Origin of the sequence: Pseudoselenomonas caprae (assembly GCF_008271345.1) — a bacterium.
GTDB lineage: Bacteria > Bacillota > Negativicutes > Selenomonadales > Selenomonadaceae > Selenomonas_A > Selenomonas_A caprae.
The window spans coordinates 108,536-129,965 of the sequence record NZ_VTOZ01000003.1 but is presented as its reverse complement, the minus strand read 5'-3'; the positions used below and the strand labels follow the sequence as shown (position 1 = coordinate 129,965).

20 protein-coding genes are annotated in these 21,430 nt (G+C 57.5%); 2 read left to right on the top strand and 18 right to left on the bottom strand.

Annotated features, from left to right (window positions below):
• Positions 1 to 32: 32 nt before the first annotated feature.
• From gatB to ylqF, 12 genes are all read right to left on the bottom strand, one after another.
• On the bottom strand, positions 33 to 1,472 hold the full coding sequence (gatB, locus tag FZ041_RS02370) for an Asp-tRNA(Asn)/Glu-tRNA(Gln) amidotransferase subunit GatB (RefSeq protein WP_149188376.1): 1,440 nt from the start codon (positions 1,470 to 1,472) through the stop codon (positions 33 to 35).
• On the bottom strand, positions 1,472 to 2,941 hold the full coding sequence (gene gatA, locus FZ041_RS02365) for an Asp-tRNA(Asn)/Glu-tRNA(Gln) amidotransferase subunit GatA (protein ID WP_149188375.1): 1,470 nt from the start codon (positions 2,939 to 2,941) through the stop codon (positions 1,472 to 1,474). Before gatA ends, gatB begins: the two co-directional genes overlap by 1 nt.
• A gap of 17 nt (positions 2,942 to 2,958) precedes the next feature.
• The gene (gene gatC / locus FZ041_RS02360; RefSeq protein WP_149188374.1) at positions 2,959 to 3,249 is read right to left on the bottom strand and encodes an Asp-tRNA(Asn)/Glu-tRNA(Gln) amidotransferase subunit GatC; all 291 of its coding nucleotides are present in this window, start codon (positions 3,247 to 3,249) and stop codon (positions 2,959 to 2,961) included.
• A 73-nt stretch (positions 3,250 to 3,322) separates the two neighbouring features.
• Positions 3,323 to 4,015, bottom strand: a complete 693-nt coding sequence (locus FZ041_RS02355; RefSeq protein WP_149188373.1) for a DNA alkylation repair protein — start codon at positions 4,013 to 4,015, stop codon at positions 3,323 to 3,325.
• Positions 4,016 to 4,034: 19 nt separating this feature from the next.
• Entirely contained in the window at positions 4,035 to 6,476 is a 2,442-nt protein-coding gene (priA, locus tag FZ041_RS02350) for a replication restart helicase PriA (RefSeq protein WP_149188372.1), read from the bottom strand.
• A gap of 31 nt (positions 6,477 to 6,507) precedes the next feature.
• Positions 6,508 to 8,043: a PAS domain-containing hybrid sensor histidine kinase/response regulator gene (locus FZ041_RS02345; RefSeq protein ID WP_187626278.1), complete on the bottom strand. Its 1,536-nt coding sequence runs from the start codon at positions 8,041 to 8,043 to the stop codon at positions 6,508 to 6,510.
• Between the two features lie 93 nt (positions 8,044 to 8,136).
• On the bottom strand, positions 8,137 to 9,669 hold the full coding sequence (locus FZ041_RS02340) for a YifB family Mg chelatase-like AAA ATPase (protein ID WP_149188370.1): 1,533 nt from the start codon (positions 9,667 to 9,669) through the stop codon (positions 8,137 to 8,139).
• 18 nt (positions 9,670 to 9,687) lie between these two features.
• Positions 9,688 to 10,050, bottom strand: coding sequence for a YraN family protein (locus FZ041_RS02335; protein ID WP_075441521.1), 363 nt, complete (start codon positions 10,048 to 10,050; stop codon positions 9,688 to 9,690).
• Positions 10,051 to 10,076: 26 nt separating this feature from the next.
• Positions 10,077 to 10,409 (bottom strand): EscU/YscU/HrcU family type III secretion system export apparatus switch protein, encoded by a 333-nt coding sequence (locus FZ041_RS02330; protein ID WP_075441519.1) that lies wholly within the window; start codon positions 10,407 to 10,409, stop codon positions 10,077 to 10,079.
• Between the two features lie 92 nt (positions 10,410 to 10,501).
• Entirely contained in the window at positions 10,502 to 12,577 is a 2,076-nt protein-coding gene (locus FZ041_RS02325) for a hypothetical protein (protein ID WP_149188369.1), read from the bottom strand.
• Positions 12,578 to 12,612: 35 nt separating this feature from the next.
• Positions 12,613 to 13,383 (bottom strand): ribonuclease HII, encoded by a 771-nt coding sequence (rnhB, locus tag FZ041_RS02320; RefSeq protein WP_075441517.1) that lies wholly within the window; start codon positions 13,381 to 13,383, stop codon positions 12,613 to 12,615.
• Complete coding sequence (ylqF, locus tag FZ041_RS02315) at positions 13,376 to 14,302, bottom strand: ribosome biogenesis GTPase YlqF (RefSeq protein ID WP_149188368.1); 927 nt, start codon at positions 14,300 to 14,302, stop codon at positions 13,376 to 13,378. Before ylqF ends, rnhB begins: the two co-directional genes overlap by 8 nt.
• A 181-nt stretch (positions 14,303 to 14,483) precedes the next feature.
• On the opposite strand from ylqF, the gene FZ041_RS02310 reads away from it, so the two are divergent.
• Positions 14,484 to 15,794, top strand: coding sequence for a hemolysin family protein (locus FZ041_RS02310; RefSeq protein WP_075441515.1), 1,311 nt, complete (start codon positions 14,484 to 14,486; stop codon positions 15,792 to 15,794).
• A gap of 52 nt (positions 15,795 to 15,846) precedes the next feature.
• Here the strand turns inward: FZ041_RS02310 and FZ041_RS02305 are convergent, their stop codons facing one another.
• From FZ041_RS02305 to rny, 6 genes are all read right to left on the bottom strand, one after another.
• On the bottom strand, positions 15,847 to 16,680 hold the full coding sequence (locus tag FZ041_RS02305; RefSeq protein WP_075441513.1) for an Asp23/Gls24 family envelope stress response protein: 834 nt from the start codon (positions 16,678 to 16,680) through the stop codon (positions 15,847 to 15,849).
• Between the two features lie 15 nt (positions 16,681 to 16,695).
• On the bottom strand, positions 16,696 to 17,529 hold the full coding sequence (locus FZ041_RS02300; protein ID WP_075441511.1) for a phosphatase: 834 nt from the start codon (positions 17,527 to 17,529) through the stop codon (positions 16,696 to 16,698).
• A gap of 25 nt (positions 17,530 to 17,554) precedes the next feature.
• A complete protein-coding gene (locus FZ041_RS02295; RefSeq protein ID WP_075429227.1) occupies positions 17,555 to 17,815 on the bottom strand; it encodes a stage V sporulation protein S in 261 nt (86 codons plus the stop codon).
• Between the two features lie 140 nt (positions 17,816 to 17,955).
• Complete coding sequence (locus FZ041_RS02290; RefSeq protein WP_177207134.1) at positions 17,956 to 18,738, bottom strand: TIGR00282 family metallophosphoesterase; 783 nt, start codon at positions 18,736 to 18,738, stop codon at positions 17,956 to 17,958.
• Between the two features lie 28 nt (positions 18,739 to 18,766).
• Positions 18,767 to 19,312 carry a hypothetical protein gene (locus FZ041_RS02285; RefSeq protein WP_082336084.1) on the bottom strand — a complete coding sequence of 182 codons (546 nt, stop codon included), beginning with the start codon at positions 19,310 to 19,312 and terminating at the stop codon, positions 18,767 to 18,769.
• A 71-nt stretch (positions 19,313 to 19,383) separates the two neighbouring features.
• Positions 19,384 to 20,928, bottom strand: coding sequence for a ribonuclease Y (gene rny / locus FZ041_RS02280; protein WP_075441507.1), 1,545 nt, complete (start codon positions 20,926 to 20,928; stop codon positions 19,384 to 19,386).
• A 182-nt stretch (positions 20,929 to 21,110) separates the two neighbouring features.
• Here rny and FZ041_RS02275 point away from each other — a divergent pair, with 182 nt between their 5' ends.
• On the top strand, positions 21,111 to 21,401 hold the full coding sequence (locus FZ041_RS02275) for a hypothetical protein (protein ID WP_075441505.1): 291 nt from the start codon (positions 21,111 to 21,113) through the stop codon (positions 21,399 to 21,401).
• The last annotated feature ends 29 nt before the right edge of the window (positions 21,402 to 21,430 follow it).

Sequence of the window (21,430 nt, the reverse complement as noted above, 5' to 3'; positions counted from 1 at the left end):
CCCGCAGGGAAGGCTGTTATTCTCAATTACTGTCAGTTCAGTTTCTCGGCCAGCAGCTTGTTGACCATCTGCGGGTTGGCTTTGCCCTTCGAGGCCTTCATGACCTGGCCGACCAATGCGCCGATGGCTTTCTTGTTGCCACCCTTGTAGTCGTCAACGGCTTTCTGGTTATTGGCGATGACTTCATCGACAATGCCTTCGATAGCCTTCGTATCCGTGATCTGTACGAGGCCCTTGTCCTTGACGATTTTTTCCGGGCTGTCCGGATTCGTCAGCATTTCCTTGAAGACTTTCTTCGCAATCTTGCCAGAAATCGTATCCTTCATGATGAGCTGGATCATTTCGCCCAGGCGTTTCGCGTCAACCGGAGACTGGCTGATATCAAGGCCAGCGGCGTTGAGCTCCTTCGACAGGTCGCCCATAATCCAGTTGGCAGCCAGTTTCGGGTCTGCGCCTTCAGCGATTACTGCATCGAAGTACTCGGCCATAGCGCGCGAGCTCGTGATGATGCCCGCATCGTAATCCGAAAGACCGTATTCGCTTTCGAGACGGGCACGGCGGGCATCGGGCAGTTCCGGCAGTTCGCTGCGGTATTTCTCGATAGTTTCTTCACTCGTGACGATTGGCGGCAGATCCGGCTCCGGCATGTAGCGGTAGTCATGGGCGTTTTCCTTGCTGCGCATGGAAAGCGTGATGCCGCGAGCTGGGTCAAACGTACGGGTTTCCTGTACGATATGGCCGCCATCCTCGAGGACCTCTTCCTGACGCTCAATCTCGTAGTTGATAGCATCTTCGAGGTTCTTGAAGGAGTTGATGTTTTTCATCTCCGTACGGGTGCCGAGCTCCTTGGAGCCGACCGGACGCAGGGAAACGTTGATGTCAGCACGCAGGTTGCCCTCCTCCATGCGACAGTTGGAAACATCGATGTACTCCATGATGGATTTGATTTTCTCCATGTAGGCACGCGCTTCTTCCGCCGAGCTCATATCCGGCTCGGAGACAATCTCGAGGAGAGGTACACCGGTACGGTTGTAGTCAACGTTTGACGAGGACGAATCCTTGATGGTCGTTCCCGAGTGAACGAGCTTGCCCGCATCCTCCTCCATGTGGATACGCGTCAGGCGGATGCGTTTTTTCTTGCCCTCGACATCGATATCGACCCAGCCATGCTCAGCAATCGGCAGGTCGTACTGAGACGTCTGCCAGTTTTTCGGCAGGTCCGGATAGTAGTAGTTCTTGCGGTCAAACTTGCTGTACTTGTTGATTTCGCAGTTCGTAGCAAGACCAGCCTTGATACCGAATTCTACGACGCGCTTGTTGATGGTCGGCAGTACGCCTGGCATGCCAAGGCAGACCGGGCAGACATGGGTATTCTGATCCGCACCGAAGGTCGTGGCACAGCCACAGAAGATTTTCGTATTGGTTTTCAGTTCACAATGTATTTCAAGACCGATTACGGCTTCGTATTTCATCAGTTGTTACCTCCCAGCTTGGCCATCTCGTTGTGGTAGTTCTGGCTCTGCTCATACGTGTAGGCAGCACGGATGATGGTTTCCTCATCGAGCGCCTTGCCGATGATCTGCAGGCCAATCGGCATCCCCTGGCTGCTGTAACCACACGGAATCGACATGCCCGGCAGGCCAGCGAGGTTCAAAGGAACCGTGCAGGCATCCTGCAGGTACATCTGCAGCGGATCCGAAACCATCTCGCCAATCTTGAAGGCCGGCGTCGGTGCCGTCGGTGCCATGATGACATCGACTTTCTTGAAAGCCTCATTGTAGTCCTGCTGTACCAGCGTGCGGACTTTCATAGCTTTGAGGTAGTAGGCATCGTAATAACCAGCCGACAGGGCGTAGTTGCCGATGACAATGCGGCGTTTGACTTCTTCGCCGAATTTTTCCGTACGGGTCTTCGTCATCATGCCGACCAGGTCGTCGCTCTCGACGCGCTCGCCATAGCTTACGCCATCGTAGCGCTGGAGGTTCGTCGCCGCCTCAGCCGGTGCAATCAGATAGTAGGCCGAAATGGCATATTTCGTATGCGGCAGCGAAATCTCGACGATTTCTGCGCCCAGCTCTTTGTATTTCTCGATAGCGGCCCGGACGGTCTTTTCGACTTCCGGATCCATGCCATCGACAAAATACTCTTTCGGCAGACCGATTTTCAGGCCTTTGACGTCCTCCACGAGGGCCTTGGTAAAATCGGGAACCTCTGCCTCACTCGACGTGGAGTCCATCTCGTCATGACCGCAGATGATGTTGAGGATATTGGCGCAGTCCGTAACATCGCGCGTCAGCGGGCCAATCTGGTCCAGCGACGAAGCATAGGCAACGAGACCATAGCGGGAAACGCGGCCATAGGTCGGTTTCATACCGACAACACCGCAGAAGGATGCTGGCTGGCGAATCGACCCACCCGTATCGGAGCCCAGCGCCCAGATGGACGTACCAGCAGCAACTGCTGCCGCACTGCCGCCCGAGGAGCCGCCCGGTACGCAGTCCGTATTCCACGGATTGCAGGTCGGATGATAGGCGGAGTTCTCCGTCGAACCGCCCATAGCGAACTCATCCATGTTGAGCTTGCCGAGGATGACCGGATTCTGTGCCTTGATCTTCGTCATGGCCGTTGCATCATAAGGCGGCACGAAGTGCTCGAGGATTTTCGACGCACAAGTCGTCTTGATGCCCTTGGTGCAGATATTATCCTTGATTGCCCCCGGAATACCTTCGAGGAAGGAAATCTCCTCGCCCTTGGCAATCTTTTCATCGACAGCCTTAGCCTGTGCCAGCGCCTCATCGCGGGTGATGGTCAGGTACGCTTTGACATCGCCCTCGACTTCATCGATGCGCTTCAGCACATCTTCGGTCAGCGCTACGGCCGTAATCTCTTTATTGACGAGCATGTCATGGAGGACATGCGCCGGTTTCTCATATAATCTCACGTTCGTTCCTCCCCTGCTTAGTCCTCGAGTACCTTCGGTACCTTGAAATAGCCGTCTTCCTTGAGCGGTGCGTTGGCAAGAGCGTCCTCACGGTCCAAAGACTCTTTTACCACGTCCTCACGGAATACGTTCTGCATCGGCAGGGCATAGGTGGTCGGCTTGACATCTTTCGTGTCAAGTGCCGACAGATTGTCCATATACGTCAGGATCTTATCGAGCTGGCCCAGATACTTCTCCTCCTGCTCCTCGGCAATCGCGAGGCGGGAAAGAACGGCCACGTTCTGCAAGTCTTCTTTAGTAACTTTCATTTTCTCACCATCCATAGATGTTAATTGTTTGCATAAAAAAATACCTTACTAGTATACCACAAATACAAACCGGCTAAAAGGTTTTGATTTTCAGCGTCCGCAGATGCTTTTTGTGCACGGCACTTACCCGTCGGCTTTCGCAGGCCTTCTGGATGGCCTTGTTATGCGTCCACAGTGCCAGACGCCTGTCCTCGATAAAGGGCAGCGCAGCCTCATACTGCTTGGCCAGAGCTGTGGCAAAGTACCAGGCAATCATCATGTTGACATAATACTCCTCGGAGCGGATCTGTGCCGTCATCGCCAAATATGACCGGTCAAAATCCTCGTCAAGGAAATGGGCCATCAGCATGCCGATGGCAAAGCGCACCGCATAGGTATCCTCCGCAGCCAGCCACCGCTTTATCTGCAGCAGCAGTTCAGGCCGGTGCTTGGAAAACACTTTCGGCGACATCTGGTCGCAGGTAGCCCAGTTATCCACATAGGGCAAGAACGCATCCACATAAGCCAGGCATCGGTCAAAATCCTTTTCCGCTGACAGGATGAACGCATGCAGTTGGTTTTCCTCATGGTACAGATGGGGCAGAGCCTCCAGAAACCCCGCGGCCTCCCCTGCCGCCATGGTCTCCTTGGCCAGCTGGCGCAGCGCCGGAGTCCGCACACCGATGATCTTTGCCGGCGCTACCGTTGGGATCAGCTTGGCACTGAAGGCCTGATACCCTTCATCCTGCAGCGCAAAGAGTTTTTCCTGTATCTTCGTCCTTGTCACTTTATCATCCCCCGCTATCTCATAGCATAGTTATCGGGTCGATGTCGATGGCGACATCGGTGCGCAGGTGAAGGCCCTGCGCACGCAGGAAGGCCTGCACCGCCGGAAGGTCAGCCGTCTTTATGAGCACCACAAAGCGATAAATGCCGCGCAGCCGCGCAATCACCGCAGGCGACGGGCCGATGGCCTGCTGGCGCTTGTCGCCGCGGAACTGTTGCTGGAAAGCGGCGATCAGCTGTGCTGCCCCGCTGCGGGCAGCCTGCTCATCCTCATTCTGGTATAAGAGCTTGACAAGCCGGCTGTACGGCGGATAGAAAAGCTGCTGCCGCAGCTTCAGCTCCTGCGCATAAAAGCCTTCGTAATCCTGCACGATGCCGCAGGTCACGGCATAGTGCTCGGGATTGTACGTCTGGATGATGACGCGCCCCTGTTCCGTATGGCGTCCGGCCCGGCCTGCGGTCTGCGTGATGAGCATGAAACAGCGCTCGGCCGCCCGGAAGTCCGGCAGATTGAGGCTCGAATCCGCGCTGATGATGCCGACTGCCGTGACATTGGGGATATCGTGCCCCTTGGCAACCATCTGCGTGCCGAGCAGGATGTCGTACTCCTGCCGCCGGAATCTCGCCAAGATTTCCTGATGGGCAAACTTCGTATTCGTCGTATCGCGGTCCATGCGGATGACCCGTGCTGACGGCACGACCTGATGAAGTTCCTGCTCGAGCTTCTCAGTACCCGAGCCAAAGTATTTGATATACCGGCTGCCGCATTTGGGGCAGGTATCGGGGATGGGCTCCGTCACATCACAGTGATGGCAGGCGAGCCGCCCCGGCCTGCCTCCCACGCCCTGATGATAGACGAGTGGCAGGCCGCAAAGCTTGCATTTGATGACCTCGCCGCAAGAGCGGCACATGACAAAGGTCGAAAAGCCGCGGCGATTGAGCATGATGATGAGCTGCTGCCTTTTCGCTATCGTCTGCTCAATGAGCTGCTGCAAGGGGCGCGACATGATATGGCGGTTGCCCAGCCGCAGCTCCTGCCGCATGTCCACGCATTTGACCAACGGCAAAGGCAGGTTGCCAATGCGCTTGGTCAGCGTCAGCAAGGTAAGCTCGCCCTGCCTTGCTCGGTGATACGACTCCAGCGACGGTGTCGCACTGCCGAGCAGCAGGAGGCCCCCATGGATATGTGCGAGCTCTTCCGCCACGACGCGCGCATGATAGCGCGGCGACTCGTCCTGCTTGTAGGACATGTCCTGCTCCTCATCCATGATGATAAGGCCGACATCCTCCGCCGGCGTGAACAGCGCCGAACGCGCACCGATGATGATGCCCGCACCGCCGCGGCGCACGCGCAGGATGGCATCGTTGCGCTCAGCCAGCGACAGGCGGCTGTGCATGACGACGATATCATCGGGGAAGTACGCCTTGAACGCCGTGACGACCTGACCGGTCAAAGCGATCTCTGGCACCAGCACGATGACCTGCCGTCCGAGCCTGCGCGCTCGCTCAGCCATCTCGATATAGACCTGTGTCTTGCCGCTGCCCGTGACCCCCTTGAGCAGAAAGCCTTGATACGCATGGGCAGAAAGCGCCGGTTCCATAGCCCGCACCGCTGCTGCCTGCTCCTCTGTCAATTCGACCCTCTGCCTGTCGGCCTGCACATCGCCATAGCTATCCCGCAGCACGCGCCGCTGGCGGATCTCTGCAAGGCCAGCCTCTGCCAGATTCCTGACCGTCGCGGAAGAGACCTTCGCCGCCTTGAGGTCGGCCATCGCCAACGTCTGCTCAGGGGCGGCCGCCAAGAGTTCCAGCAGATGGAGCTGGGCTTTTTTCCGCTTGTATCCTTCCCGGATCTGACCGGTCAATTGACAAGTCAACACCACGAGCTTCTCATAGCGGGCATTATCGCGCTTCTGGGCCGCATACTCCTTGCGCAGTACCTTATACTGTACAAGCTTTTCCAGGATGGACGGCAATTCCTCCTTGACCTCCGGCAGGGCTCTGGCGATCGCATTCCTCCCCTGGGGCCCCTGGTCTGCCAGATACTGATAGACCACACGGTACATCGGCATCTGCAGCAGGATATGGCCGCCTTCCTCTTCCACCGCCTCATACTGTACCGATATCTTTAGCCCGCTCTTGCCCGGCATGAACAGCCGCATCATCTCCGCCAGCGAGCAGAGATAAAAATCCGCCAGCCACTTGGCCGCCTTGATCATCGCCGGCGTGAACCAGCACTCCTCATCGATAGCTGCCTCGATGGGCTTCAGTTTTATTCCCGCCAGCTCAGTCTCCGCCTTATCCGCCACCGCAAGGATAAAGCCCTCGACCTTGCGCCCGCCAAAGGGCACAAAAACACGCCAGCCGGCCTCCAGAAAGGAGAGCTCGGCTGGCACGCTGTAAGTATAAGCTTTTGCTATGCTCTTTACCGGTATATTGACAAATACGCTTGCCGTCAGCATCTACTGCACCATCCAACTATTATTGCTTTTCTCATTTTCCCGTCACTCTTGCCTGTATGAGTTCACTTAGGCGGCCAAACAGCTCGTGCACAGCCACAGGCTTGAGCAGATAGTCCGTCATGCCCGCTGTCCTGGCCCGCTGCCGGTCGTCCATCTCGCCGTCCCCTGACAGCCCGAGGATCGGCACCTGCTGGGCATCAGCGCGCGACATCGCCCGGATGGCCCGCGTCGCCTTGATGCCGTCCATGATGGGCATGCGCATATCCATGAGCACCGCAGCAATGCTGCCCAGTGCCGACTGGGCGAAGGCCTCGATGCCCTGCTGGCCATCGGCCACTGCAATGACCTTTGCCTTCTGCATCAGCAGGAGATTTTCCATGAGCTCCCGATTGATCTCATTATCCTCACAGAGCAGGATCGTCTTGCCTGCAAGCTGCGGATAGCTGTGCATGTGCACTTCGGTCCCCGGCTGCTGCTTCTGCCCTGGCGGCAGCGTCAGCCACAGATCGAACCGCGTCCCCTTGCTCTTCTCACTCTCCACATCGATACGGCCGCCCAGCACCTCCACCAGCTGCTTGACGATGGCCATGCCCAGCCCCGTCCCCTCCAGCGTGCGGGTCAGCTTGGTGCGCTCCTGCGCAAACGGCTGGAAAAGCTTCGGCAGGAAGTTCGCATCCATACCAATGCCGTTATCAGCTACGATGATATGACAATTATAGCCATCGCCGAAATCGAGCGGTCCCTCCATCGAGAGCGTCACCGTACCGCCTGCCGGCGTGTACTTGATGGCATTGGACAATAGATTCATCAGCACTTTCTGCAGCTTGAGCTGATCGATATAGACATCCTGGAACCGCATATTCTCGAGCTTGATGCGGAAATTGACCTGCTTGATCTCGGCATTGGCATGGGCGGCCACGACCACCGTGTCGAGCAGGCTGTCGATGTTGATGTTCTCCGGCTCCATCTCCAGCTTGCCGCTGGCGATCTTGCTAAGGTCCAGCGTCTCATTGATAAGCGACAGCATGAATCTGCCCGTCGTGCGGATCTTCTCCAGATACTCCTCGCGCTTCTGCCCGTTGGTGCGCATGGCCAGCTCGGTGAAGCCCAGGATGCCATTGAGCGGCGTCCGCATCTCATGGCTGACATTCGAGATGAATGCCGCCTTGGCAGCCATCTCATGCTCAGCAGCCAGGATCTTCTCATTGCGCTTGCGATCAGTGACATCGCTTAGGAAATGGGCACAGGCCAGGCGCCCGTGCCAATCGACGCCCTTCTTCTCGATGTTCAGATACGTATCGTCGCGCATGTCATGACGGATCAGCTCCTGCCGCGTTCCCAGCTTCATCTTGCGCAGCTGGCAGTCCGCGCAGAGACCGCTGTGCCCAAACATGTAATCATAACAGGTATGGCCAGCGTAATCGCCATGGCGTTTGCTATGCACCCGCGCTGCCTTGTTCGCGTACAAGAGCTCCTGCGTCTCGACATCGCAGACATAGACAATGGTATCCATATTCTCGAGCAGGTCTGCCATAAGATCCTGCGCTTCGTTTTTTTTCATCTCCATGCCGATCACCGCCCCTCGTGTCTTCATGTTCTGTTATAAAAATTATACACGATAGGCCGCAAAAATAAAAGATTTTATCCGCCGTGCTGCCGCTCATTCCTGATTCAAGCCCATATCGTTGCGCAGCTGGATGGCCTCCGCGATCTGCGCTGCCGCGATGGTCTCTTCCCCTGCCAGATCCGCGATAGTCCGCGCCACCTTGATGATGCGGTCATAGGAGCGCGCCGACAGCAACAACTGCTGGAATGCCTGCTCCAGCAGCTGCTGCGCCTCTGCCGTCAACTGGCATTCCCTGCGGATGATGGCATGGGTTATCTGGGCATTGCAGAACAGGCCGTAGCGGCGCAGCCGGCGATGCTGCCGAGCCCTTGCTTCCTCTACCCGTGCCCGGATGACCGCCGACGGCTCCGCCTTATGGCTGGACGAAAGCTCCCGGTATTCCACGCGTGGCACGCGGATATGGATATCGATGCGGTCAAGCAGCGGCCCTGATATGCGCCGCGTATAGCGCTTGATCTCGCCCGGCGTGCACGTACAGTCGTGGTCCTTATCCCCTTGATACCCGCAGGGGCATGGATTCATAGCTGTCACCAGCATGATGCTCGAGGGATACGTGAGCGTCGCATGTATGCGTGACACGGTGATCCGTCTGTCTTCTACGGGCTCGCGCAGCACTTCGAGAGTTTTCTTGCTGAACTCCGGCAGCTCATCGAGGAACAGGACACCATGATGCGCCAGCGTGACCTCGCCAGGGCGCGGGATGCTGCCGCCACCGATCATGGCCGTCATCGAGGTCGTATGATGCGGGCTGCGGTACGGGCGCTTCGTGATAAGGCCCCCGTTGTGCGGCAGCAGGCCGGCAATGCTGTATATCTTCGTGACTTCCAGCGCCTCCTCGCGCGACAGGCGCGGCAGGATGGTGCTGACCCGCCGGGCCAGCATTGTCTTGCCCGAGCCTGGCACACCAACCATCAAAACGTTATGGCCGCCAGCCGCGGCAATCTCCAGGGCGCGCTTCGCCTGATACTGCCCCTGCACATCCGCAAAATCATCCAGCATCTCCTCGGCCGGCGGAGCCGCAGCTGCCGCATCCGGCTTCGCCGCCTCGAGACGCTCCTCGCCATTCAGGAACTGCACCAGCTGCAAGAGATTGTCGAGCGCATAGACCTTGATGCCATCGACCAGCAACGCCTCATTGGCATTTTCCCGGGCCACAAACAATTCCGTCAACCCCTTTTCCCGTGCCGTTATCGCCATGGGCAGGATACCGCGGACACCGCGGCACTCGCCCTCCAGGGATAATTCTGCGGCCAGCAGCGCCTTTGCCAGGCTGTCAGCCGGTATCACGCCGTAAGCGGCCAGCAGCCCCATCGCTATCGGCAGGTCAAGGCCGGAGCTGTCCTTGCGGATGTCGGCAGGTGCCAGATTGATCGTCACCTTTTCCTGCCGCAGCTGGATACCGCAATTGCGGATGGCTGTCCGCACACGCTCCTTCGCTTCCTTCACTGCGGCATCGGGCAAGCCCACGATCTCAAAGCCTGGCAGCCCCGCAGCCGAATCCACCTCGACATCGATGATGAGCCCGTCCACCCCCATGGTCGTCGCTCCATACGTCCGTGCAAACATATCAAAGCCTCCCCGCTCTCAAGTCTCAAATGCCCCAGGTATATGGCGTATCTCCCAACCGCCCACCGGACGGGCATATACCTCCACAACATCAAAACGGCAGAGACACCTGTCCTCTAGGTGTCTCTGCCGTAAAAACCAGCGCGCCGTCTGGATGATCTTCTGTTGTTTGTGATACGTCACCGCCTGTGCCGGCGTACCGCAGCCCAGCCCCCGGCGCGTCTTCACTTCCACGAAGACCACCAGCTCCTGTTTCGCCGCCACGATATCGATCTCGCCTGCAGGCACACGGAAATTGCGCGCACAAATCCTGTAGCCTTGCCGCGTCAGATAATCGGCCGCTGCTTGCTCGCCTTGACTGCCCAAAACCTTGTTGTTCATCTGCCGTACCCTCTTCTCTTCCACGATCAGAGACGGACTTCAGGCACTTTCTCCTTCTTGGCCTTCTTGTCGATGCGATAGACATAGGCCATGACCTCCGCAATCGTCCGGTATAGCTCCGGCGGTATTTCCCGATCGATATCAAGCGCCATCAGCATGCTGACCAGCGTCTTGTTCTGATAGACAGGAACGCTGTTCTGCTGCGCCGCCGCAAGGATATTCTCGGCAACATGGCCGCGGCCCTTCGCCACAACCTTCGGGGCCTTGTCCCTTTCCATATCGTATTTGAGCGCTACCGCCTGCTGGGGCACATCCGGGTTGGTCTCCGGCTCTTCCTGTAACTGCTGCCTTGGTTTCATATCCCTATCACCTGCCTGAATGCCTCTTTACGGTCACATTATAAGTTGTTATTGTTTACTCGTCAAGGACATTATTTATTATCGATGTGGACTCACATAAAGCGTCGCTCACCAGCGGCGCCGATTTTCAGATCATTGAGCTTGAGCGCCGAGTCTTTGAGCGACTCACGCAAAGCCTTCGCCTGCTCACGGAACTCAGCCGCTGACTCCGGATTCGAGAAGAACACGCGCAGATCAAGCTCCGTCTCATTGAAGACACGGCAGGTAAGTTCTACCGCCCCGATGTTATCGGTCAGCACGCAAAGCCGCAGCCATGTCTCCTTCTTCATCTCCCCAGTCTCCGGGTCCGGCTGCTTCTCATCGTAGACATGGATATAGGAAGGATACGTGCTCTCCTCGCCCATATACATCGGCAGCATGAAGTTCAGCGACCGCTGTCCCTGCACCGAGGAATTATCGCCGCCCATCGCATTGCGCATGGAAAGCACCAAGAGCGCCACGTCCTTGCCAGCCCGCTTGAGCTGGCGGGCGGTCATGCGCTTGGCAAAGGTCATATCACAAAGCTGCATGAAGGCCCACAGACGCGGCAGATCCGGAAGGTTCTGCTGCACGGCCGCCTGCTGCACCGTTGCCGGCACATTCTGCTGGCAGAGGCGTATCAGTTGCTGCAGCTGCTTGGCATCCTTATCGCTCAAGGTACTGCTTTGCCCATTGACAAAATTCTGCAGCAAAGTCAGATCCTTCTGGCTCATCTCCGCATTCTTCAGCAAGAGCTGCGCCAGGCTTTTCATCGTATTCATCGCCTGCTGCGTGTTTTCCATGGTCTGGCTCATCAGCTGCGCCTTCGCCTGCTGCATTGCCGCCTGCTGGCTCTGCGGCTGGCCTGTCTGGGCATTCTGGTTGGCCTGCTGCGGTGCTCCGCCTGCCTGTTGGCCGTTTGGCGCGGCCTGACCCTGCGGCGCATTCTGCCCCTGGGACTGATTTGCCGCCTGCTGGCCCTGTTGGGCCTGAGGCTGGTTGGCGGGCTGCTCCTGCGCCTGCGGCTGGCCTGTCTGGGCATTCTGTCCGGCCTGTTGCGGCGCTCCGTCTGCCTGCTGGCCATTTGGCGCAGCCTGACCCTGCGGCGCATTCTGCCCCTGGGGCTGATTTGCCGCCTGCTGGCCCTGCTGGGCCTGAGGCTGGTTAGCGGGCTGCCCCTGCGCCTGCGGCTGGCCTGTCTGGGCATTCTGTCCGGCCTGTTGCGGCGCTCCGCCTGCCTGCTGGCCATTTGGCGCAGCCTGACCCTGCGGCGCATTCTGCCCCTGGGGCTGATTTGCCGCCTGCTGGCCCTGTTGGGCCTGAGGCTGGTTGGCGGGCTGCCCCTGCGCCTGCGGCTGGCCCGCCTGGGCATTCTGGCTGGCCTGTTGCGGCGCTCCGCCTGCCTGCTGGCCATTTGGCGCAGCCTGACCCTGCGGCGCATTCTGGCCCTGCTGGGCCTGGGGCTGGTTGGCGGGAGCCTCCCCGGAAGCGGGGCGTGGCATGAAATACTGCACCAGCTGCTTCAAAAAGCCCATGCTGCTCCCCTCATCAGCCTGCATCGCAGCCGCCTGTCCCTGGGGCTGCAGCGTGAGCAGCAGCGCCTGCACTTCCTTCGGCAGTTCGGTAAAGCTCTTGTTGTCCAGCAGCTCAAAGGCCGCCTTGGTAAGCAGCACGGGCTCAAGGGAGCCTCCGTTCTCCGCCGCCACCAGGGCCTTGAAGTTCGACAGCAGGGCCCGCATCTCATCACTGACCTCTACTGGCGTCCCTTTTTCCGCCATCGCTCCCAATTGAGAGAGCATGCGGGAAAGCGCACTGAGCTGATCCATCGAGAAGCGCTGGCTCTCCAGTGTGCTGCCGAGCCCCTGCCCCATGGTCTCCTCCAGCGAGAATGCCTGCTTGAGCACGTTCTGGATGACCTTCTGCAGATCCTGCGGCATCTTGTCCACGGCCTCGCTCTGGTTGCTCGAGATCTTGGCCAGGATGCCTGCCATGTCATCGACGGCACTCTGGATGGAAATGTTGGTCTTCGGACTGAACGCCGCCGAAGAACTGCCGCCGTCGCCGCGCCGGGATACGCCTTCCGTACTACCGGCCGACTGTGGGCGGTCTATCGGACGGACTCCTACATTCATCGCCGTTTCCATTGCCATTTCCTTCACACACCTTTACCGAAAATCACATTCATTCAGCCATTGACCAGTGACCGCACCGGCTCAAACGAAAGGCGGTGGATCGGGCACGGGCCATATTTCTTCAGCGCTTCGATATGCTGCGCCGTACCATACCCCTTGTGCTGGGCAAAACCATACTCGGGATACTGTTTATCATACATATCCATCAAGCGGTCACGCGTAACCTTGGCGATGATTGATGCAGCCGCGATCGAGGCCGACTTCGCATCGCCCTTGATGATGGATTCCGAAGCCATCGGCAGATTGTCAAGCTTCACCGCATCGATGAGTACCTTCTGCGGCTCAGGCTTCAGCATGAAGATGGACTCATACATGCCGTTGATCGTCGCCTGGTAGATATTGACACGGTCGATAGTCTGCGCATCGATGAGCGCCGTACCGATCGCCACTGCCTTCGCCTGGATCTCGTCGAACAGCTCCTCGCGGACCTTCGCCGAAATCTTCTTGGAATCGTTGATCTTGGGCAGGTACAGATCGTGCGGCAGGATGACTGCCGCCACCGAGACAGGGCCAGCCAGCGGGCCGCGCCCGGCCTCGTCGACACCTGCTACCACCTCATACCCCTCGGCCATGGCCTGATGCTCATATCCATACATCGTCATGACGCGCACGCGGTCCTGCTGTTCGCGCTCATAGCGGCGGACAAGGCGCGCAACGGCCTTGCGGCTGTCAGCACGACAGGCCTCGAGGAAAGCCCCATCGACTTTCCCCGCAGCAAACAGACCCTCTATATCTTTTATCGTATAATTCGCCAAATCATTCAATGTTTTTTTCCGCCTCTTCCTCGGCCGCTGCGGCAGCCGGTACTTCATCAAGCGTCACCAACCCGAGTTTGCCCGCACGGAACTCGGTCAGGACAATATTCTGTGCCTTCTCCAGGTCGACGACACCGCCCTTGACCAGGCAGCCGCGCTTGCGCCCTACAGCTTCAAGCAGCTCGAGGCCATCGGTTGGCATCTCCCCCTTGAACTTGAACCGCTCGACAAGACGCTCCGGATAGTCACGGCGCATCGCGGCCAGCAGCAGCGCCGTGACCTGCTCGCGATCGTAGATGTCATCGTTGATCGCCCCAGTGAACGCGAGCTTGAGACCCACGGTCTGATCCTCGAATTTCGGCCAGAGAATGCCCGGTGTATCCAGCAGATCCAGGTTGCTGCCGATCTTGATCCACTGCTTGGCCCGCGTAACGCCCGGCTGGTTCGCCGCCTTGGCCTTCACCGCGCCAGCCAGCCGGTTGATCAGCGACGACTTGCCAACGTTGGGGATGCCGAGGATCATGCAGCGGGCCGCGCGCGCCCGTGCGCCCTTGGCAACAAATTTCTCCGTCTTCGGCCGGGCCAGCTCCTCTGCTTCCTTGACGAGCTGTTTCATGCCCTTGCCCTTCATCGAGTCAATCGCCACGGCAGGAATCCCCTGCGCGCGGAAATAAGCCAGCCACTTTTTCGTGCTCTGGCTGTCAGCCAGATCCGCCTTGTTGAGAGCGATAAGCCGCGGCTTGTCCTTGATGATTTCCGCCAGCATCGGATTGGCCGAGCTCGCAGGGATGCGCGCATCCAGCAGCTCGATGACGACATCTACGAGCTTCAGGTTCTCCTCAATCAGCCGCTGGGCTTTCTTCATGTGTCCTGGGAACCACTGCAGCGTCGGGATGTCCGTCCGTGCCGCTCTCTCTTTATCCATCATATCCATAAACCTCCGAATCAAAGTCCTCTTTGTCAATGTCAATGTATCTATTATACAATACGCTGGCAAGCCTTGTCTGCATTTCTGATGACTGCCCGCCCATAATATGGTATACTATAAGCAATTTCAACGCTTTATTCTTATTTGGATCTGCATTGTAAAAAAGGATGTGTATTTTTCATTGGATAGTTCCCAAGCAGGTTTATTATTCCTCTTGCTCTTGCTCCTGCTGAGCATCAATGGCTTTTTCTCGCTGATCGAGACAGCCATCACCGAAAGCCACCGCAGCCGTCTTGAGCGGCTGCAGGAAGACGGCAACCCCGACGCCGAGCAGGCGCTGGCCATTCTCGAGCGTCCCGAGCAGATGCTCTCGCTGGCCCAGGTCGGCATCACGCTGACCAGCATCCTGACCGGTCTCTGCACCGGCGTGTTCCTGGCGCCAGTCGTTGCGAGCCTGTTGCCCTTCCTGCCGCAGGCCCATGCAGTCGCCCTCGTCATCAGCATCGTCGCAATGACGTACATCACACTGCTCTTCAGCGAATTCCTGCCGAAGAAAGCGGCCATCCAGGCGCCGGAGCGCGTGCTGCTCAAGTACCATCGCAGCCTGCGCCTCATCACGCGCCTCACCCAGCCCTTCATCACGCTGCTATCGGGGTCAGCCAACCTCATCCTGCTGATCTTCGGCATCAACCCCAAGCACGAGGACACTGTTACCGAAGACGAGGTCAAGGATCTCATCGAGCAGGGCACAGAAGATGGCACCTTCGAGAAGACCGAGCAAGCCATGGTCGACCGCATCTTCCACATGAGCGACCAAACCGCCTATGCGCTGATGACACCGCGCACGCAGATGCTGTGGCTCGACCTTTCCGACTCGCTCAAGCATAACCTGCGGCTGATCCGCGAAACGCCCCAGGACGTTTTCCCGGTCGGCCGTGACAGCCTCGATGACTTCTGCGGCATCCTCTATGCCAAGGACCTGCTGAATGCCTCGCTTGAGCGCAAGGCCCTTGACCTTTCCCTCTATATCCGCAAGCCGTTGTTCGTCCCCCGCTCGATGGAAACCTTCCGCGTGCTTGAGCAGTTCCGCGACAGTGGCACCCACGAAGCAATGGTTCTCGATGAGTACGGCGGTGTCATCGGCTTCCTGACCATGGATGACATCCTGCAGGAAATCATCGGCGATTCGCTCTCGACCAGCGAACCCGACCCCGTCCAGCTCACCGTCCGCGATGAGAACTCCTGGCTGGTCGATGGCCTTTACTCCATCGACGATTTCAAGGAGCGCTTCGACATCGACGAGCTGCCGGACGAAGACCACGACCACTATCAGACCATGGGCGGCTTCCTGACCTCCTACTTCGGCTATATTCCCAAAGCCGGCGAGAAGAAGGATTGGAACGGCCTTACCTTCGAAGTCGTCGATATGGACCGGGCGCGCATCGACAAGATCTTGATCACCAAGACCCCCGCGCCCATCGCAACCGAATAAGTGAAAATCCCGCTGCCAGGGTTTAGCCCACGGCAGCGGGATTTTTTCATGCTCAAGACTGGACAAACAACGCCTTGACGCGGATATTCACTTCATGCACGATCATGCCGGTCATATACTCCACCGCCTCGCGCACACTATGCTGCGCCTGGGCGATCAAGGTGGGGATATGGTTGCCATAGGTCAGGACCACATCACACGAGATCTTGAGCCCCAGATCCTCGTCCTTCTGCATGAGGTGCTGCACCTCTATGCCGCTGACCTTGGTGAAGGCCTCCTGCTGCGTGATCACCTGACGGATAATGCCCTTGATGGCATGGTCGTCGATTTCGAGTTTGCCATAATAGCTGAATACCGGACGCACGATGGACTTTTCGCCCAGCCGGCGCCGGCGCGTTGAAGAACGCTTGAAAAACGTCTGCAACGGATCCACGAGATATCCTGAGAAATGCGGCTTGAGTTCAATGGTCGGCACGGGGATGATATGCTTTCCCTGCTTGAGCCGATAGAACTGCGCCTTTTCCATCTCCTGCTGCGAAGCCACATCCTCGATATGGATGATCTTGGCTATCGACGGCAGCTTCAGTGCCTTGGCTATCTTCTGCACCATGTTCTCCGACGTGCCGAGGATCAGGATGCGATGCGGCTTCTCCGCCTGTATGGCAGCCCGCACTTCCTCAGCATGCCCCGGCAGGACGAAGATTGCCCGGCGCACAGCCATGATCTTGCTCTGCTCTTTCTTCGCTGAGTGACCGGCCAGTATCTTGCCGTCCTTGATCAGGATGCCATCGTCGATGATGGCATCCGCCTTGTTTTCATGTGCCACTACCAGCGCATGATGGCTCTTGCCAGTACCACTGGGTCCCACCAGTGCGATTACGTTCATGCTCTACACTCCTGTTTAGCCCAGTTTCTGCTCTGGGCGGTAAAATTTCTCTGCCCAGCTGTCTTCAATCGTAAACACGCCGAGTTCCTGCGGATAGCGTGTCGGGAACCCATGGAAATCAGAGCCCCCCGACACCATGAGCCCGAACTCCTCGGCCATGGCCAGATAGCGGCCAGTATCCTCTGCATTGTGCTGCGGATAAAACGCCTCGATGCCCTCGATGCCACGCTGGCAAAGCTCACGCACCAGCGCATCGTCACCAACGAGCTTCGGATGCGCCAGCACCGGCGTGCCACCAGCGGCCTTGATGAGGTCGATGATCTCCTCGACCTCCAGATGATAGTGCGGCACATAGGCAGGCTGCCCCTTGCAGAGGACAGCATCGAACGCCTCCCGCACCGAGGCAAAATACCCTTTCTTGACCAGGACTCGGCCGATATGCGACCGGCTGATCGACTTGCTGGTCCCGGCAATCGCCAGGACATCGGCCTCGGTAATCGCATAGCCTAAGGCCCGCAGCTTCTCCACCATCTCCGAGAACCTGCTCCAGCGTCCTTCTGTCACATCGTTAAGCTTGTCCGCCAGCCCCCGATAGTAGATATCGACGTTGTAACCCAGTATATGGATTTCCTTGGTCGGATGATGCGCACTGAACTCGATCCCGGGGATGATATTTATCCCGCGGGCCGGATAATGACCGTTCTCATATAAATCGACGATGCCTTCCACCGTATCATGGTCCGTGATGGCCATATAGGTAAGGCCGGCTGCTTTTGCGGCTGCTACGAGCTCTTCCGGTGTCAGCTTGCCATCCGAAAAAGTCGTATGCATATGCAAATCACTTGGCATTCGGATCCACTCCTATACTCTATACTCAGCGCGGCTCGACGATCAGTTTGATAGCGGTACGTTCTTCCCCGTCGATCTTGATATCCGTGAAGGCCGGAATGCAAATGAGGTCGATTCCATGCGGCGCTACGAATCCACGGGCAATGGCCACAGCCTTGACCGCCTGGTTCAGCGCTCCGGCACCGATTGCCTGCATTTCAGCGCTGCCGCTTTCCCGCAGCACGCCAGCTAAAGCGCCTGCCACTGAGTTCGGATTCGACTTTGCAGATACCTTTAGAATTTCCATGTTCAGCACGTCCTCTCAACAAAAACACTACATCAACAAATTGTGTATATCCTGTAGTCAAAACTTACTGTCACTAGGAAGAGTATTCGGCAAAAGACTGCAAAGTCCTTCTTTTTTCTACAAACTAAAGTATTTTCAGCTTACTCCTCGGTAATGAAAATACGCTCGATCCCCGTCGTCCGGTTCGTCGCATCATCGATGTCGACAATCACGGCCGAATAGACCTGCGGACCGCTCTCTTCGAGATCGAACCGGCAGGGCATGGCCGTCGTGAACTTGCGCAGGATGATGTCGGTCTTGACGCCGAGCACCGAGTTCCACGGCCCCGTCATCCCGAGGTCGGTGATATAGGCAGTGCCCTGGGGCAGGATGCGGGCATCAGCCGTCTGTATATGCGTATGCGTACCGACGACGCCATTGACACGCCCATCGAGATACCACCCCATCGCCATTTTCTCCGAGGTTGTCTCCGCATGGAAATCCAGGAATATGATGTCACACTCCCGCCGAATCTCATGCAGGATATCCTCCACCTTCTGGAACGGGCAGTCAAGCGCTGGCATGAAGGCCCGGCCCGAAAGATTGATGACACCGATATTCTTGGCCTTGAACGGATAGACGCACCAGCCCTTGCCCGGCGTCCCCTCCGGATAATTTGCCGGACGGATCAGGAAAGGCTCCTGGTCGATGAACTCCAACACATCCTTCTTGTCCCATACATGGTTGCCCGACGTGACGATGTCGGCTCCCGCATGGTAGAGCTCGTCGAGCGACTTGCGGGAAAAGCCCTTGCCACCAGCGGAATTCTCACCATTGACGATAACCACATCGATGCCCTTCTCCTGACGGAGCTTCGGCGTATACAACTGGAATGCCTTGCGGCCCGGACGGCCGACGACATCACCTGTCAACATTACTCGCACGATTGTACTTCCTCCTCCCGCTGATACCTCAGCGGTTATATACTACCACCCGATCCCGGTCGCGGATCCCGATCAGCTGCTCGCGGATCTTGTATATCTGATGCTGATCCAGCAGCTGGTCGAGAACGGCACTCTGGGCATCGGCAAATTCCGGCTCCAGCTGGTCGAGCGAGTGCTTGTCCCGTCTCAGCCTGCTGCCAAAGGTCTCCCGGAACAACGCGGCGATCAGTGTGAGCTCTCCGCGTGTCAGAGTCACCAGCTGGCGATGGATGTGGACGGTCATCAGGTTGCCGAAGCTCTCGGCCTCTGCAGCCATCCATACCTGGCTGCCCGAATCCAGCTCATGATAAGCCTGCAGGCTGTCATCGAGCAATTTGACAAAGGGCTCCAATTCCTGCTTGTCCGCCTTGCCCTCGATGATGAAATCCATGACCATTTCCGTATTCTCTGGCTCGTAGGTGACCGACTCGATCTCGGGGTAACAGACGAGGATAGAAGCCAGCAGCTGTATGCCTGTCTTGTCATTCGGCTGCTTTCCCACCGCCTGTTTCATCAAATCCTTGAATCTGAACATAGTCTGTCCTCTTATAGGTAGAATGGGGATGCAGAGCCAAGCCCTGCATCCCCAGATCTTTTGTTTCTTGCTTATTTCGCATAGTCGACGACGCGCGTCTCACGGATAACCGTAGCCTTGATCTGGCCCGGATATTCGAGCTCGTCCTCGATCTTCTTGACGATATCATGTGCCAAAGCAGCTGCCTCAGCATCATCCACCTTGTCCGGCTTGACCATGACACGGATCTCACGGCCAGCCTGGATGGCGAAGCAACGCTCAACACCATCGTAGGACTCTGCAATCTCCTCGAGACGTTTGAGGCGCTTGAGATACGACTCAAGGCTCTCACGGCGTGCCCCAGGTCTGGCAGCCGATACAGCATCGGCTGCAGCGACGAGGACAGCCTCAACACTCGTTGCCTCGACATCCCCATGATGCGAAGCAATGCAGTTGATGACATCCTTGGACTCACGGAATTTGTGTGCCAGATCTGCACCGATCGTCGTGTGCGAGCCCTCAACCTCACGGTCGATGGCCTTGCCGATATCGTGCAGCAGGCCGCCACGCTTGGCCAGCGTGACATCACAACCCAGCTCCGACGCCATGACACCAGCCAGATGGGCAACCTCGATCGAATGATTGAGGACGTTCTGCCCATAGCTCGTGCGATAGCGCAGGCGGCCGAGCATCTTCACGAGTTCCGGATGGATGCCGTGGACGCCCGTATCAAACGTAGCCTGCTCACCAGCCTCTTTGATGCGCTGGTCGACTTCGCGTTTGGCCTTCTCGACCATCTCCTCGATGCGGGCCGGATGGATGCGGCCATCCTGGATCAGTTTCTCCAGGGCAATGCGGGCCACCTCGCGGCGCACCGGATCAAAGCCCGACAGGATAACAGCCTCCGGCGTATCATCGATGATGAGGTCAACGCCCGTCATCGTCTCCAATGTACGGATGTTACGGCCCTCACGGCCGATGATGCGGCCTTTCATCTCATCGTTCGGCAGTGCGACAACCGATACCGTTGTCTCTGCGACATGGTCGGCCGCGCAGCGCTGGATGGCCTGACTCAGGATGTCCTGTGCTTTCTTGTCGCACTCATCCTTCATCTGCTGCTCATATTCCTTGATCTTCATGGCTTTCTCATGCTTGAGTTCTTCCTCAGCCTCTGCCATGAGCATCGTCCGCGCTTCCTCTGCCGTCAGGCTCGAGATGCGTTCGAGTTCTGTTTTCTGCTTCTCATGCATCTCATCCACAGCCTGCTGGCTCTTGTCAAGGCGCGACTCCTTGCGGGCCAGTGCCTCTTCCTTCTTTTCGATGGAATCGAGCTTGCGGTCAAGATTCTCTTCCTTCTGCACCACACGGCGCTCCTGGCGCTGAATCTCGCTGCGGCGCTCCTTCGTATCGCGATCGAGTTCCTGGCGCAGACGATGGATATCCTCCTTCGCCTCCAGCAGGGCCTCTTTCTTCTTGGTTTCGCCTTTTTCTTCCGCGTCTGCTACAATGCGTCTTGCTTCTTCTTCAGCGGAGCCGATCTGCGCTTCTGCCGTACGTTTACGGGCAGCATAGCCAAAGCCGGCACCGATGATAGCTGCAACTATTACCGCTACTATTTCGATAACGATAATACTCACCCCCTCTTGTTTTTATTTGCTTTTATGCAGGATAGATTCTCGGATAGTTTATACATAACTATACCCTACTATTTTAATGTTTTTCCTGTACAGTGTCAAGAAATCCTAGTCAAATCACGGCGGATGCGGTAAAATTAAAAATATGTGCGGATACGCAAGAATTCAACGGGAGGAATCCATATATGCTGAAATGTTCAGAATGCAGCCGCGACCTTGAGGAAAAGGACGCGCTCGTCCATACGGCCGAAGACGGCCAGCGCAAGGTCATCTGCCCGGAATGCTTTGAACGGCTGACCGGTGTCGACTACAAGACCTTTGCCTATCGCAAGGAAAATGCCAAGCAGACCATGTTTGCGGTACTCTTCTGCCTCGCTGCCACGGCCTATGCCTGGTATGACAAGGGCTGGATGTGGGGTGTCGGCGGCATCGTCCTCACCATCCTCGTCTATCTCTTTTCGAGCAAGACCCGTTGACAGCAAGGGCCTGACGGCCTATCGATGGC